This window comes from Streptomyces sp. ATLC9 (genome assembly GCF_057196705.1).
The window spans coordinates 1-12,894 of record NZ_JBXUOY010000149.1 but is presented as its reverse complement, the minus strand read 5'-3'; the positions used below and the strand labels follow the sequence as shown (position 1 = coordinate 12,894).

At 72.6% G+C, this 12,894-nt stretch carries 16 protein-coding genes and 3 tRNA genes; 5 read left to right on the top strand and 14 right to left on the bottom strand.

The features are described from left to right. A partial coding sequence (locus tag AC2CJA_RS16285; protein WP_484603426.1) for a DAK2 domain-containing protein occupies positions 1 to 392 on the bottom strand: 392 nt, incomplete at its 3' end. 267 nt (positions 393 to 659) lie between these two features. Here AC2CJA_RS16285 and rpmB point away from each other — a divergent pair. Beyond that, positions 660 to 845 (top strand): 50S ribosomal protein L28, encoded by a 186-nt coding sequence (gene rpmB, locus AC2CJA_RS16280; protein ID WP_093662092.1) that lies wholly within the window; start codon positions 660 to 662, stop codon positions 843 to 845. Between the two features lie 169 nt (positions 846 to 1,014). Here rpmB and thiD read toward each other — a convergent pair whose 3' ends face one another. Further along, entirely contained in the window at positions 1,015 to 1,836 is an 822-nt protein-coding gene (thiD, locus tag AC2CJA_RS16275) for a bifunctional hydroxymethylpyrimidine kinase/phosphomethylpyrimidine kinase (RefSeq protein WP_484603425.1), read from the bottom strand. 56 nt (positions 1,837 to 1,892) lie between these two features. Beyond that, positions 1,893 to 2,909, bottom strand: a complete 1,017-nt coding sequence (locus AC2CJA_RS16270) for a thiamine-phosphate kinase (RefSeq protein ID WP_484603424.1) — start codon at positions 2,907 to 2,909, stop codon at positions 1,893 to 1,895. 176 nt (positions 2,910 to 3,085) lie between these two features. On the opposite strand from AC2CJA_RS16270, the gene AC2CJA_RS16265 reads away from it, so the two are divergent. After that, a complete protein-coding gene (locus AC2CJA_RS16265; protein WP_093662086.1) occupies positions 3,086 to 3,319 on the top strand; it encodes an Lrp/AsnC family transcriptional regulator in 234 nt (77 codons plus the stop codon). A 61-nt stretch (positions 3,320 to 3,380) separates the two neighbouring features. Continuing rightward, a complete protein-coding gene (locus AC2CJA_RS16260) occupies positions 3,381 to 3,848 on the top strand; it encodes a DUF3515 domain-containing protein (protein ID WP_484603423.1) in 468 nt (155 codons plus the stop codon). 63 nt (positions 3,849 to 3,911) lie between these two features. On the opposite strand, the gene AC2CJA_RS16255 is transcribed toward AC2CJA_RS16260, so the two are convergent. From AC2CJA_RS16255 to AC2CJA_RS16245, 3 genes are read right to left on the bottom strand one after another with little or no spacing between them, the layout of a single operon-like run. Beyond that, positions 3,912 to 5,078: a D-alanine--D-alanine ligase family protein gene (locus tag AC2CJA_RS16255; protein ID WP_484603422.1), complete on the bottom strand. Its 1,167-nt coding sequence runs from the start codon at positions 5,076 to 5,078 to the stop codon at positions 3,912 to 3,914. Positions 5,079 to 5,116: 38 nt separating this feature from the next. Beyond that, complete coding sequence (locus AC2CJA_RS16250; protein WP_484603421.1) at positions 5,117 to 6,118, bottom strand: NAD(P)H-dependent glycerol-3-phosphate dehydrogenase; 1,002 nt, start codon at positions 6,116 to 6,118, stop codon at positions 5,117 to 5,119. Then, positions 6,115 to 6,957 (bottom strand): lysophospholipid acyltransferase family protein, encoded by an 843-nt coding sequence (locus AC2CJA_RS16245; RefSeq protein ID WP_484603420.1) that lies wholly within the window; start codon positions 6,955 to 6,957, stop codon positions 6,115 to 6,117. The genes AC2CJA_RS16250 and AC2CJA_RS16245 overlap by 4 nt, the downstream gene beginning before the upstream one ends. Before the next feature lie 136 nt (positions 6,958 to 7,093). Here AC2CJA_RS16245 and cofC point away from each other — a divergent pair, with 136 nt between their 5' ends. Continuing rightward, entirely contained in the window at positions 7,094 to 7,771 is a 678-nt protein-coding gene (gene cofC, locus AC2CJA_RS16240; protein WP_484603419.1) for a 2-phospho-L-lactate guanylyltransferase, read from the top strand. On the opposite strand, the gene AC2CJA_RS16235 is transcribed toward cofC, so the two are convergent. The 5 genes from AC2CJA_RS16235 to leuC form a co-directional block, all read right to left on the bottom strand. Continuing rightward, complete coding sequence (locus tag AC2CJA_RS16235; protein WP_484603418.1) at positions 7,743 to 7,952, bottom strand: hypothetical protein; 210 nt, start codon at positions 7,950 to 7,952, stop codon at positions 7,743 to 7,745. The genes cofC and AC2CJA_RS16235 overlap by 29 nt on opposite strands. 88 nt (positions 7,953 to 8,040) lie before the next feature. After that, positions 8,041 to 8,661 carry an HU family DNA-binding protein gene (locus tag AC2CJA_RS16230; protein ID WP_484603417.1) on the bottom strand — a complete coding sequence of 207 codons (621 nt, stop codon included), beginning with the start codon at positions 8,659 to 8,661 and terminating at the stop codon, positions 8,041 to 8,043. Positions 8,662 to 8,786: 125 nt separating this feature from the next. Next, positions 8,787 to 9,047 carry an SCO5555 family protein gene (locus tag AC2CJA_RS16225; RefSeq protein ID WP_484603416.1) on the bottom strand — a complete coding sequence of 87 codons (261 nt, stop codon included), beginning with the start codon at positions 9,045 to 9,047 and terminating at the stop codon, positions 8,787 to 8,789. Between the two features lie 231 nt (positions 9,048 to 9,278). Beyond that, positions 9,279 to 9,872, bottom strand: a complete 594-nt coding sequence (gene leuD / locus AC2CJA_RS16220; protein ID WP_484603415.1) for a 3-isopropylmalate dehydratase small subunit — start codon at positions 9,870 to 9,872, stop codon at positions 9,279 to 9,281. Positions 9,873 to 9,881: 9 nt separating this feature from the next. Further along, positions 9,882 to 11,306 carry a 3-isopropylmalate dehydratase large subunit gene (leuC, locus tag AC2CJA_RS16215; RefSeq protein WP_484603414.1) on the bottom strand — a complete coding sequence of 475 codons (1,425 nt, stop codon included), beginning with the start codon at positions 11,304 to 11,306 and terminating at the stop codon, positions 9,882 to 9,884. Positions 11,307 to 11,458: 152 nt separating this feature from the next. On the opposite strand from leuC, the gene ndgR reads away from it, so the two are divergent. Further along, a complete protein-coding gene (gene ndgR / locus AC2CJA_RS16210) occupies positions 11,459 to 12,178 on the top strand; it encodes an IclR family transcriptional regulator NdgR (protein ID WP_093850624.1) in 720 nt (239 codons plus the stop codon). A gap of 98 nt (positions 12,179 to 12,276) precedes the next feature. On the opposite strand, the gene AC2CJA_RS16205 is transcribed toward ndgR, so the two are convergent. The 3 genes from AC2CJA_RS16205 to AC2CJA_RS16195 form a co-directional block, all read right to left on the bottom strand. After that, a tRNA-Glu gene (locus tag AC2CJA_RS16205) sits at positions 12,277 to 12,349 on the bottom strand. Between the two features lie 28 nt (positions 12,350 to 12,377). Continuing rightward, positions 12,378 to 12,450, bottom strand: a tRNA-Glu gene (locus AC2CJA_RS16200). Between the two features lie 24 nt (positions 12,451 to 12,474). Beyond that, a tRNA-Gln gene (locus tag AC2CJA_RS16195) sits at positions 12,475 to 12,546 on the bottom strand. Positions 12,547 to 12,894: the final 348 nt, after the last annotated feature.

Here is a 12,894-nt window from a genome sequence, read left to right as displayed (position 1 = left end):
GCCGCGGCCGCGGCACGGACCAGCGCGCGCCGCAGTGGCTCCCCGTCGTCCCCGCCCCGCTCACGGCCCCCGCCGTCCTCATGGGCCTCGGCCATCTCCTCGGCCATGCCGCGCAGCAGCTGCGCCAGGATCGTCCCGGAGTTGCCGCGTGCGCCGATCAGCGCGCCGTGCGCCATGGCCCGCACCGCCTGTGCCGGGGTGGGCTCCCCCGCGCAGGCGGCCTCGACGGCACGGGCGGCGGACTCCACCGTCAGGTAGAGGTTGGTGCCGGTGTCGGCGTCCGCGACCGGGTAGACGTTGATCGCGTCGATGGTCTCGCGGACGCGGCCCAGCGCGTCGAGCGCCTGGGCGCTCCACTCCCGTACCGCGGCGGCGTCGAGCGGGTGCGGCACGGATGGGCCTCCTGGGTGCTTGCGGCCGGGTGGCCGGGGAGAACATCTGCGACGGGCGAAGGTTAGTGCCCGCCACGGCCGGGGGCGGGGCCGGGAGGGCGGTACGGGCCGTGGTAATTTCGTGGTCCGGACGGGGGCGAGGTATGCTTCCCCGGTTGCCCGACCCGCTCGGGCTCTATCCCAATTCCCTGGCAGTGCCGGTCATCATCTGATCCTGCCGACGCCGGGATTTCACTGTAAGTGCATCTGAAGTCTTTGGAGTGACCCGTGGCTGCCAACTGCGACGTCTGCGGCAAGGGGCCGGGCTTCGGCAACAACATCTCGCACTCGCACCGCCGTACGTCCCGCCGTTGGAATCCCAACATCCAGCGGGTGCGTGCGATGGTCGGTCGGACGCCGAAGCGGCTCAACGTCTGCACCTCGTGCATCAAGGCCGGCAAGGTCTCGCGCTGAGCGCATGGCCTCTCCCCGCCGTGCGGCGGGGGTGATCCGGTCTCGCGCTGACGCAACGCCCAGCGCGGCCACTTTGCCGGTTACGCGGGAAGGCCGGTCCACTTCTGGTGGACCGGCCTTCCCGCGTCGCGGCCTTCGGACGACACTCCGTGGCCGGCCGGACGGCCGCTCAGGACCTCCCTCCCGGATCCTCCCGCCCCAGCCGCCAGCCGTGGTCCACGGGCCCGATGCCGCCGCCCAGCGCGAAGCCCGCGGCGATGGCGCCCGTCACGTACTCCTTCGCGTCGGCGACCGCTTCCGGAACCGTACGTCCCCCCGCCAGCCGCGCGGCGACAGCGGCCGCCAGGGTGCAGCCGGTTCCGTGGGTGTGGCGGTTGTCGTGGCGGGGCGCACGCAGCCAGTGCTCGGCGGCGCCGTCGGTGAGCAGGTCCACCGCGTCCGCTCCGTCCTTGAGATGGCCACCCTTGATAAGCGCCCACCGCGGCCCGTACGCCAGCACCGCCTCCGCCGCGCGCGGCAGGTCTGCCTCACGCTCCACCCGTACACCGGTGAGCTGGGCGACCTCGTCCAGGTTGGGGGTGGCGACGGTGGCCCTGGGCAGCAGTTCGGCGCGCACCGTCTCCAGCGCTTCGGCGGCCAGCAGCGGGTCGCCGTGCTTGGAGACCCCCACGGGGTCGACGACCACGGGTGCGGCGAGACCGTCCAGCAGGCCGGCGACCGTCGCGACCAGTTCGGCGGTGGCCAGCATGCCGGTCTTGACCGCCTGCACCCCGATGTCGTCCACGACGCTGCGGAACTGCTGCCGCACCGCCTCGGCGGGCAGTTCCCAGGCGCCCCGCACGCCCAGGGAGTTCTGCGCGGTGACGGCGGTCAGCACGCTCATCCCGTGGGTGCCGAGCGCGAGCATGGTCTTCAGGTCGGCCTGGATCCCCGCTCCGCCGCCGGAGTCGGACCCGGCGATGGTGAGGACGCGCGGTGGTGGTGTACGCATGCCCCGCAGCCTACGGCCGGGCCGACGGCGTCCCCCGCCCCCTCGCCTCCCAGCGCTCACTCCCCGAAATGGTCCCAGCCGCCCGCCCGGTCCCACGGGGCGCCGTCCACCGTGACCTGCGGTGCGGTGGAGGGGTGCAGCACCTCGCCGATGCGGCGCCAGCGGGCGGGCAGCTTGGCTCCCGCCGGAAAGGTGGCGACGATCGCGTGGTCCTCGCCCCCGGTGAGCACCCACTGCAGCGGGTCGACGCCCACCGCCTGCCCGATGTCGGACATCTGGACAGGGACGTCCAGGGCCGCGGAGCGGATGTCGATGCGGACCTTGCTGGCCTCGGCGATGTGCCCGAGGTCGGCGACGAGCCCGTCGCTGACGTCCGTCATCGCCGTCGCGCCCAGCTCCGCCGCCGCCGGTCCCGCGTGGTAGGGGGGCTCGGGTCGACGGTGGGCTTCGACGAAGGCCCGCGGCGAGCGGAACCCGCGGGCGAGCACCGAGTGCCCGGCGGCCGACCAGCCCAGCCAGCCGGTGACCGCGACGGTGTCACCGGGCCGCGCCCCGGAGCGGGTGACCGGCTCGCGTCCGTGCAGATCGCCCAGCGCGGTGATGGCCACGGTGATGGCCTCGCCGCGTACCACGTCCCCGCCGACCACGGCCGCGCCCGCGACCTGGCACTCGTCGTGGAGGCCGTCCATCAGCTCGGTGGGCCAGGTGGCGGGGAGTTCGGCGGGCACGACGAGGCCGAGCAGCAGCGCGGTGGGCTCGGCGCCCATGGCGGCGATGTCGGCCAGGTTCTGCGCCGCGGCCTTGCGGCCGACGTCGTAGGCGGTGGACCAGTCGCGCCGGAAGTGCCGCCCCTCCAGCAGCAGGTCGGTGCTGGCCACCACGCGGCGGTCGGGCGCGGAGACCACGGCCGCGTCGTCGCCCGGGCCGATCCGTACGGCCGGTGTGGGGGTGATCCGCGAGGTCAGCTCGCGGATCAGCCCGAACTCCCCGAGCTCCCCGACGGTACGGCCGGGGGTCCTGGGGGCGCCCCCGGGGAATCCGGGGGGAGGCTGCCCCCCGGGAGAACTCAGCATCGTCGTGCCCCTTCGTCAGTACGCTCGAACGGTACCGCCGCGGCCGCCGGTCCGGCCCCCCGCGTCCCCGTTCCACCACGCCCGCCCGCCGCGCGGGTCTCCCCGGCGGCATGGGCGACGCGGTACCGTGGCGTCCCTTCTTCCCACATGGTCCTCGTAGCCGCCCTGGAGGTTCCGTGGTACAGGCCTACATCCTGATCCAGACGGAGGTCGGCAAGGCGTCGTCCGTCGCCGAGGTCGTCGGCGCGATCCCCGGAGTGGTCCGGGCCGAGGACGTCACCGGCCCCTACGACGTGATCGTGCGGGCCGAGGCCGACACGGTGGACGATCTGGGCCGCATGGTGGTGGCCCGCATCCAGCATGTGGAGGGCATCACCCGCACCCTGACCTGCCCGGTCGTGCACCTGTAGCCCCCCGTATGCTCGCCCGGTGAGCTCCGTGCCCCGCCGGTCCCCGCCGTCCGCCCTCCGTGTGTCCGTTGCCGCACTCGCCGTGCTCGCCGCGGCGGCGGGCTGCGCGTCCGGCGGCGACCGCCCCGGTCCGCCCGTGCCGAGCCCGACGGGCGAGGCCGCCGAGGTCTGCCGCGAGCTGTACGACGCGCTGCCCGAGGAGGTGGACGGGCAGCACTGGGGCGAGATCGAGCCCGGGACGCGGTTCGCCGCCGTGTGGGGCGACCCCGCGATCGAGCTGGGCTGCGGCGTGCCGCGGCCCGAGGTCCTCACGCCCGGCAGTGAACACTACAACCCCGTCTCCGACTCGGTGGAGGTGAACGGGGTCTCCTGGCTGCTGGAGGAGCGGGGGGACGGCCACCGGTTCACCCTCCTCGGACGCGAGGTCTTCGTCCGGGTCACCGTTCCCGAGGCGTACGCGCCCGAGGTCAACGCCCTGGTCGACCTCGCCGACGCGGTGCGGGAGGCGGTTCCGGAGAAGCCGCTGTGACCTCCCGCCGCGTCCGCCCCGGAACGCGCCCCTCGCGGGCCCGGGGCGGTCGGCGCGGGGCGGTCAGCGCAGGCCGGTCGGGCGGCGCAGGGCGGCCCGGATGAGGCGGTCGACCAGCTCCGGGTAGCCGACCCCGCTGGCCTCCCACATCCGCGGGTACATGGAGATGGGGGTGAAGCCGGGCATCGTGTTGATCTCGTTGATGACGAACTCGCCGCTGTCCAGCAGGAAGAAGTCCGCGCGGACCAGGCCCTCGCAGGAGGCCGCGTCGAAGGCGCGCACCGCCAGTTCCTGGACCTCGCGGGTCTGCCCGGCGGTCAGCGGGGCGGGCACCAGCCCCTCGGCCGAGTCGATGTACTTGGCCTCGAAGTCGTAGAAGTCGTGGGCCGTGGCCGGCGGGATCTCGGCCGGAAGGCTGGCGCGCGGGCCGTCCTCGAACTCCAGGACGCCGCACTCGATCTCGCGGCCGCGCAGCAGCGATTCGACGATGATCTTGGGGTCGTGGCGACGCGCCTCGGCGATCGCCTCGTCCAGGCCCGCCGGGTCGTCGACCTTGGTGATGCCGAAGGAGGATCCGGCCCGGGCGGGCTTGACGAAGACCGGCCAGCCGTGGTCGGCCGCGAAGTCCACGATCCTCCTGCGCGCGGCCTTCTCGTCCTGCTCCCACTCGCGCGGCCTGACCACCGTGTAGGGCCCGACGGGCAGCCCGAAGGAGGTGAAGACCCGCTTCATGTACTCCTTGTCCATGCCGACCGCCGAGGCCAGCACGCCCGAGCCGACGTAGGGCACCCCGGCCAGGTCCAGCAGGCCCTGGAGCGTGCCGTCCTCACCGTACGGCCCGTGCAGCATGGGGAAGACGACATCGACCTCCCCGAGCACCTTGGGCACCGAACCCGGCTCGCTGTAGACCACCTCGCGGTTGTCCGGCTCGAAGGGCAGCAGCACGGAGCCGGTGTCGGACTCGGCGAGCTGCTCCACGCTCGGCAGGGCGCGGTCGGCGATCGCCATCCGCGCGGGGTCGTCGGCGGTCAGCGCCCAGCGGCCGTCGGCGGTGATGCCGATGGGCAGGACGTCGTAGGCGCCGCGGTCGATGGCGCGCAGTACGGCGCCCGCGGTGACCACGGAGATCCCGTGCTCGGAGCTGCGGCCGCCGAAGACGACGGCGACGCGCGGCCGCCGACCGGGCGGCGGGGGCGTCTGGGGGCCTGGGGGGGAGGACTGGCTGCTCATATCCGGGCGAGGTTACCTGACGTGACGGTGGCGGGCGGTCATCGGCGCTCGGCCTTGGCGCTGCGCGACATCAGTTCCTTGAGGGCGACCAGCGGCGGCTTGCCGTCGTGGACGATGTCGACGACCGTCTCGGTGATGGGCATGTCGACGCCGTGCCGCCGGGCCAGGTCCAGCACCGACTCGCAGGACTTGACACCCTCGGCGGTCTGCCGGGTCGCCGCGACGGTCTCCGCCAGGGTCATGCCCCTGCCGAGGTTGGTGCCGAAGGTGTGGTTGCGCGACAGCGGCGAGGAGCAGGTGGCGACCAGGTCCCCCAGGCCCGCCAGGCCCGCGAAGGTGTGCGCGTCGGCGCCCATGGCCAGGCCGAGCCGGGTGGTCTCGGCCAGACCGCGGGTGATCAGCGACGCCTTGGCGTTGTCGCCCAGGCCCATGCCGTCGGCGATGCCGACCGCCAGCGCGATGACGTTCTTCACCGCCCCGCCCAGCTCGCAGCCGACGACGTCGGTGTTGGTGTAGGGGCGGAAGTAGGGGGTGTGGCAGGCGGCCTGGAGCCTGCGGGCCACCTCCTCGTCACGGCAGGCGACGACGGAGGCCGCGGGTTGCCGCTCGGCGATCTCGCGGGCCAGGTTGGGGCCGGACAGCACGGCGATCCGGTCCGGGCCGGCCCCGGCGACCTCCCCGACCACCTCGCTCATCCGCTTGGCGGTCCCGAGTTCGACGCCCTTCATCAGGGAGACGAGCACGGTGTCCGGCGGCAGCAGCGGCTTCCACGCCGAGAGGTTGCCGCGCAGGGTCTGGGAGGGCACGGCCAGCACCGTGAACTCCGCCCCGGTCGCGGCCTCGGCGGGGTCGGTGGTGGCGCGCACGGCCTCGGGAAGGACGACCCCCGGCAGGTAGTCGGGGTTGGTGCGGGTGGTGTTGACCGCCTCGGCCAGTTCCGCGCGGCGGCCCCACAGGGCCACCTCGCAGCCGGCGTCGGCGAGCACCATCGCGAAGGCGGTGCCCCAGGATCCGGTGCCGTAGACGGCGACTCGCGTCACGCGCTCTCTCCCTCGGCCACCACGTGGCCGGCGGGCCTCTGGCCGGCGGCCTGATCCCCGGCGGCACCGTACCCGGCGGGCCCGCCGCCCGCGGCCGTCCTCGCGGCGGGGCCGCGCCGGCCCTGCGCGAGCACCCGGCGACGGTCGTACCGCTGGGCGGGCGCGGGCTCGCCGCGCACCTCGGCCAGCAGCTGTGTGATCGCGTCCATGATGACGTCGGTGACCTCGCGCAGCAGTTCCGCGGTGGGTTCGCGACCGTAGAACCGCGACAGGTCGACGGGCGGCCCGGCCAGCACCTTCAGCGTCCTGCGCGGGAAGAACCGGATCTTCTTGATCCCCGCGTACGGCGGCACGGCCTCGTTGGCACCCCACTGCGCCACGGGGATGACGGGCGCCCTGGTGATCAGGGCGACGCGGGCGGCACCGGTCTTGCCCTCCATCGGCCACATGTCCGGGTCGCGGGTGAGGGTGCCCTCGGGATAGAACGCCACGCACTCACCCTTGTCGATCGCCTCGACGGCGGCGCGGAAGGCGCTCACGGCGTCGGCCGTCTCGCGGTAGACGGGAATCTGCCCCGTGCCGCGCATCATCGCGCCGACGAATCCGCCCTTGAACAGGGAGTCCTTGGCCAGGAATCGGGGGACGCGGCCGGTGTTGTACTGGTAGTGGGCGTAGGAGAGCGGATCCAGATAGGAGTTGTGATTCACCACGGTGATGAATCCGCCGTCTTCCGGAATATGCTCCATTCCGCGCCAGTCCCGCTTGAACAGCACCGCCAGGGGCGGTTTCACCAAAACCGCGGCAAAGCGGTACCAGAAGCCGATTCTGCGGCGGGACACCCGGACACCATCTCCTCTTGCCTGCTGCGGCACGCGCACCGCCGGGGAACAACCGCACAAGTGTCGCCCCGGGCCGTCGTCCTGTCGAGCACACCGTAACCCCGGGGGCCCCGGGCGGCTCCGGCGGCGGGTGAGAATGGTGCCGATGCATCGCGACGACACGGCGGCGCGGGCCGCGGCGGCTCTGAGGTGGTCCCTGGTGGTCCCCCTCAAACCACTGGCGCTGGCGAAGAGCAGACTGGCCCCGGCGGCCGGGGGGAAGCTGCGCTCCGCCCTGGCCCTGGCCTTCGCCCAGGACACCGTCGCGGCGGCGCTCGCCTGCCCGGCGGTGGAGGGTGTGGTGATCGTCACGGACGATCCGCACGCGGGGGCGGAACTGGCCGCGCTGGGGGCGCGGATCGTGCCGGACGCGCCGGGCGCCGGGCTGAACGCCGCGCTGGAGCACGGCGAGGCGGTCGTACGGTCGGAACGTCCCGGCGCGCCGGTGGCCGCGCTGAACGCCGATCTCCCCGCCCTGCGCCCCGCGGAACTGGCCCGGGTACTGGAGGCGGCGCGGACGCACCGCCGGTCCTTCCTGGCCGACGCCGCAGGGATCGGCACCACGCTGCTCACCGCGTCCGCCGGCACCGCTCTGGCCCCGGCCTTCGGGGGCGCGTCACGCCTCCGTCATCTGCGTTCCGGCGCGGCGGAGATCGCGCTGCCGGATGTGGACGGCGTCCGGCGGGACGTGGACACCGGTGAGGACCTGGCCGCGGCGCTGAGCCTGGGAGTGGGTCCGCACACGCTCAGAACGTCTGCAGCGTCACCAGCGTGATCCGGGGCCGCTCGTCCCCGGTTCCGGCCTCGGTCTCGATCCGCACCCGCTGACCCGGGCGCAGCAGCCGCAGACCTCCCGCGTCGAACGCCTCGGCATCGAAGGGGAGAGGCGTGCCGTCGTCGAGGAGCACGCTGCCGCTGCGGGTCGCGGGGTCATAGGTGTACGCGGTGGCCTGCATGGCGCCGAGCCTAGACGAGACGCACCGCGGGCCGGGCTCCCCCTGGAGTCCGGCCCCGCGCGGTCGTCCCGTGTCCGTGCGCCCCGGCTCACTTCCTGCGGCTCGCCGCCCTCTTGCGCGCCGAGGTGCTGCGGCCGGATGCCTTCTTGGCCGGCGCCTTCTTGGCGACGGCTTTCCCGGCGCTCTTCTTTCCCGTGGTCTTCTTGGCGGTGCTCTTCTTCGCCGCCGCCTTCTTCGCCGTCGTCTTCTTCGCCGGGGTGGCCGTGGCCGTGGTCTTCTTGGCGGTGCTCTTCTTCGCCGCCGCCTTCTTCGCCGTCGTCTTCTTGGCGGCGGCCTTCTTGGCCGCCGCCTTGCGGGTGGTGGCGCCGGCCCCGCCCGAGAGGCTGCCCTTGGGCGCCTTCTTCACGGCCACCTCGCCCCCCTTGGGGAGTTTCTTGGCACCGCTGACCAGGTCCTTGAAGCCCTGGCCGGCACGGAAACGCGGAACGGAGGTCTTCTTGACCCTGACGCGCTCGCCGGTCTGGGGGTTGCGGGCGTAGCGGGCCGGACGCTCCACCTTCTCGAACGAGCCGAAGCCTGTGACCGAGACCCGGTCGCCGGCGACGACCGCGCGGACGATCGCGTCCAGCACCACGTCGACCGCGTCGGCGGCCTGCTGCCGTCCGCCGAGCTTGTCGGCAATTGCTTCAACGAGCTGCGCCTTGTTCACGTCTTCCCCTTCGGAGGCATTGCCGGAACGAATCTGTCCAAGCTTTTTCGCACGTTAGGCAGATATTTACCGCAAATCAAACGCGAAACGTACGAATCACCCTTGTGTCGCAACGAAATAGACCATCACGCACTTCTGTCCGTGCGCCGGTCTTCCCGTTCTCCGGGGAGGAGGTCGTTACCGGCCTCGATGTCCTCCATCAGCCGGTCCAGCCGCCGTGCCGCGCCGGTCAGGTCCTGCTTCGCGGCGGCCGTGACGGCGAGGAGCCTGCGGACGAGCGCCGCCCGTACGTCGTCGGGCACTTGCAGCGCACGCACCATGGCGTGCGCCTTCCTCAGCCGGGCGGCGACGAGGTCGTAGAGGGGGAGTTGGCCGTCGCTGTCCATGCACAGATTGTGCCATTGGAGGCGAGTTGTCACCCCGGGCGTCCCCCAACACGCCGCGGGCGGACACGTAAGGGTGAGTCAACTACGCTCGGCGGGAGGGGACTTGACTCGATGCCTCTTCCCCGCCGCGGCCCGCCCGTACGCCCGAGCGCCCCCGGCTCGTGGAGCCGGGGGCGCTCGGGGAGGTGCGTGTACGTCCGCCGAACCGGGCGGGCGCCGGGACGCCGGCCGTCAGACGGTGAGCGTCCGCGGTTTGAAGGAGGGGCGCTTCGCCTCGTACGCGGCGATGTCCTCCTCGTGGCGCAGGGTGATGCTGATGTCGTCCAGCCCTTCCAGCAGCCGCCAGCGGGCGTTCTCGTCCAGCTCGAAGTCCGTCTCGAGGCCGGGCGCGGTGACCTTGCGGGCCACGAGGTCGACGGTGATCTCGACCGTCGGGTCGGCCTCCGTCAGCTCCCACAGCGCGTCCACGCTCCGCTGCGGCAGGACGACGGTCAGCAGGCCGTTCTTCAGCGAGTTGCCGCGGAAGATGTCGGCGAAGCGGGAGGAGATCACGGCCCTGAAGCCGTAGTTCTGCAGTGCCCAGACGGCGTGCTCGCGCGAGGAGCCGGTGCCGAAGTCGGGTCCGGCCACCAGCACGGTGGCGCCCTGCCGCTCCGGCCGGTTGAGCACGAACTCCTCGTCCTTGCGCCAGGCCTCGAACAGTCCGTCCTCGAAGCCGTCGCGGGTGACCTTCTTCAGCCAGTGCGCGGGGATGATCTGGTCGGTGTCGACGTTGGAGCGGCGCAGCGGGACGGCGCGGCCGGTGTGGGTGGTGAAGGCTTCCATGGCTTTTCCTCAGACTCCCGCGGGCTCGCGTACATCGGACAGGTCGGCGGGCGAGGCCAGATGACCCAGGACCGCGGTGGCGGCGGCCACCTGCGGGGAGACCAGATGGGTGCGGCCGCCCTTGCCCTGCCTGCCCTCGAAGTTGCGGTTGGAGGTGGACGCGGAACGCTCACCGGGCTTGAGCTGGTCGGGGTTCATGCCCAGGCACATCGAGCAGCCCGCGTGCCGCCACTCGGCTCCGGCCCCGGTGAACACCTTGTCCAGGCCCTCCTCGACGGCCTGGAGCGCCACCCGTACCGAGCCGGGCACCACCAGCATCCGCACCCCGTCGGCGACCTTCCGGCCCTTGAGCAGGGCGGCGGCCGCGCGCAGGTCCTCGATGCGGCCGTTGGTGCACGAGCCGACGAACACGGTGTCCACGGCGATCTCGCGCAGCGGCTGCCCGGCGGTCAGCCCCATGTACTTCAGCGCGTTCTCGGCGGCCAGCTTCTCGCTGGGGTCGGTGAAGGAGGCCGGGTCCGGCACGCTCGCGCTCAGCGGCGCGCCCTGGCCGGGGTTGGTGCCCCAGGTCACGAACGGTGCCAGCTCGGACGCCTCGATGACCACCTCGTGGTCGAAGACGGCGCCCTCGTCGGTGCGCAGGGTGCGCCAGTACTCCACGGCCGCGTCCCGGTCGGCGCCCTTCGGCGCGTGGTCGCGACCTTCGAGATAGGCGAAGGTGGTGTCGTCCGGGGCGATCATGCCCGCACGGGCGCCGGCCTCGATGGACATGTTGCAGATGGTCATCCGCGCCTCCATCGACAGCTTCTCGATGGCCTCGCCGCGGTACTCGATCACATAGCCCTGTCCGCCGCCGGTGCCGATCCTGGCGATGATCGCCAGGATCAGGTCCTTGGCTGTCACCCCGTCGGGCAGCTCGCCGTTGACCGTGACCGCCATCGTCTTGAAGGGCGCCATCGGCAGGGTCTGGGTGGCCAGCACGTGCTCGACCTGGCTGGTGCCGATGCCGAACGCCAGCGCGCCGAAGGCGCCGTGCGTGGAGGTGTGGCTGTCGCCGCAGACCACCGTCATGCCCGGCTGGGTCAGCCCGAGCTGCGGTCCCACGACGTGGACGACGCCCTGCTCGACGTCACCCAGCGGGTGCAGCCGCACCCCGAACTCCGCGCAGTTCTTGCGCAGCGTCTCCAGCTGGGTGCGCGAGACGGGGTCGGCGACGGGCTTGTCGATGTCGAGGGTGGGGGTGTTGTGGTCCTCGGTGGCGATGGTGAGATCGGTGCGCCGCACCCGGCGCCCGTTCTTGCGCAGCCCGTCGAACGCCTGGGGGCTGGTGACCTCGTGCAGCAGATGCAGGTCGATGAAGAGCAGGTCGGGCTCGCCTTCCGCGCGCCGGACGACATGGTCGTCCCAAACCTTCTCCGCGAGTGTCCGTCCCATCGCTTTCCCTCCGACCGGCCGCACTGCCGGCCTCGTCTCGACATCCGTGCCGCCGTGTCCGCACGGGCGGGGTGGCGACTGTCACTCCAGCTTGGCGGCTTCCCGGGGAAATTGAACTTGCGTTTCGTAATGTGAGACGTGAATATCGTTGCATGGACAACTCTAGCGGCGTCGGCGTACTCGACAAGGCGGCTCTGGTATTGAGCGCTCTGGAGTCCGGTCCGGCCACCCTCGCCGGGCTGGTCGGAGCGACCGGGCTCGCGCGCCCCACGGCGCACCGGCTCGCGGTGGCACTGGAACACCACCGCTTCGTGGCCCGCGACATGCAGGGCCGCTTCATCCTGGGCCCGCGCCTGGCCGAGCTGGCCGCCGCCGCGGGCGAGGACAGGCTGCTCGCCTCGGCGGGCCCGGTGCTCACGCACCTGCGCGACATCACCGGGGAGAGCGCCCAGCTCTACCGCCGCCAGGGGGACATGCGGATCTGCGTCGCCGCGGCGGAACGGCTGTCCGGACTGCGGGACACCGTTCCGGTCGGCTCCACCCTCCCGATGAAGGCCGGCTCGGCGGCCCAGATCCTGATGGCCTGGGAGGAACCGGAGCGGCTGCACCGGGGGCTGCAGGGAGCCCGCTTCACGGCGACGGCCCTCTCGGGGGTACGGCGGCGCGGCTGGGCCCAGTCCATCGGCGAGCGCGAACCCGGCGTCGCCTCGGTCTCGGCGCCGGTGCGCGGCCCGTCCAACCGTGTGGTGGCGGCGGTGTCGGTCTCGGGCCCGATCGAGCGCCTGACCCGCCACCCCGGCCGGATGCACGCCCAGGCGATCGTGGAGGCCGCCGGCCGCCTCACCGAGGCTCTGCGCCGCAACGGCGGCTGACCGCCCCGCCGGTACGCCTGCCACGATGACCGCGCGGACGCACCGGCGGCACGACGAGGAGAGGCCCTCCGCCGCAGCGGGGGGCCTCTCCTCGTCCGTACCCCCGACCGGATTCGAACCGGCGCTACCGCCTTGAGAGGGCGGCGTGCTAGGCCGCTACACAACGGGGGCCCCAGCAGCGATCCCGGAGGACCGCGAGTACCCCCGACCGGATTCGAACCGGCGCTACCGCCTTGAGAGGGCGGCGTGCTAGGCCGCTACACAACGGGGGCTTGGATCTTGCTGGGAAGATCACGCTGGGGTACCAGGACTCGAACCTAGACTAACTGAACCAGAATCAGTCGTGCTGCCAATTACACCATACCCCACCGGAACTCAAGCTCTTTCGGAACTTTTGTCCTGGTGACCGCCTTGCGTCTTTGGCCTTTCGGCCGGTTCCGCCTGGCGACGGGAAGAACATTACCCGATGGAAGCCCGTGCTCCAAAACGAGTTCCCGCCGGGTCGCCGGCGGTCGGAATCACCCGCCGCGGACACCGCTCCCGCACGGAACGTGACCACGGCAGTCTCCGGCGCCGCCCGGTCCGGCGTTCGCCGACTTCGCCCGCCGGGCCTGACCGGAGTCCGCTTCTCCGGGAGCGGACTCGGCCGTTGGCGGCCCCCCTGTGCGGCGGGGGGCAGGGGGCTCCGGGGGGGGCGGGGGGGGGGGCCGGCGTGG

Excerpts from the sequence above, each read along its gene's own strand:
- thiD (WP_484603425.1), bottom strand. The coding sequence starts at position 1,836 with ATGCGTACACCACCACCGCGCGTCCTCACCATCGCCGGGTCCGACTCC.
- AC2CJA_RS16270 (WP_484603424.1), bottom strand. The coding sequence starts at position 2,909 with ATGCTGAGTTCTCCCGGGGGGCAGCCTCCCCCCGGATTCCCCGGGGGC.
- AC2CJA_RS16255 (WP_484603422.1), bottom strand. The coding sequence starts at position 5,078 with ATGAGCAGCCAGTCCTCCCCCCCAGGCCCCCAGACGCCCCCGCCGCCC.
- cofC (WP_484603419.1), top strand. The coding sequence starts at position 7,094 with ATGGTGCCGATGCATCGCGACGACACGGCGGCGCGGGCCGCGGCGGCT.
- AC2CJA_RS16235 (WP_484603418.1), bottom strand. The coding sequence starts at position 7,952 with ATGCAGGCCACCGCGTACACCTATGACCCCGCGACCCGCAGCGGCAGC.
- AC2CJA_RS16225 (WP_484603416.1), bottom strand. The coding sequence starts at position 9,047 with ATGGACAGCGACGGCCAACTCCCCCTCTACGACCTCGTCGCCGCCCGG.
- leuD (WP_484603415.1), bottom strand. The coding sequence starts at position 9,872 with ATGGAAGCCTTCACCACCCACACCGGCCGCGCCGTCCCGCTGCGCCGC.
- leuC (WP_484603414.1), bottom strand. The coding sequence starts at position 11,306 with ATGGGACGGACACTCGCGGAGAAGGTTTGGGACGACCATGTCGTCCGG.
- ndgR (WP_093850624.1), top strand. The coding sequence starts at position 11,459 with ATGGACAACTCTAGCGGCGTCGGCGTACTCGACAAGGCGGCTCTGGTA.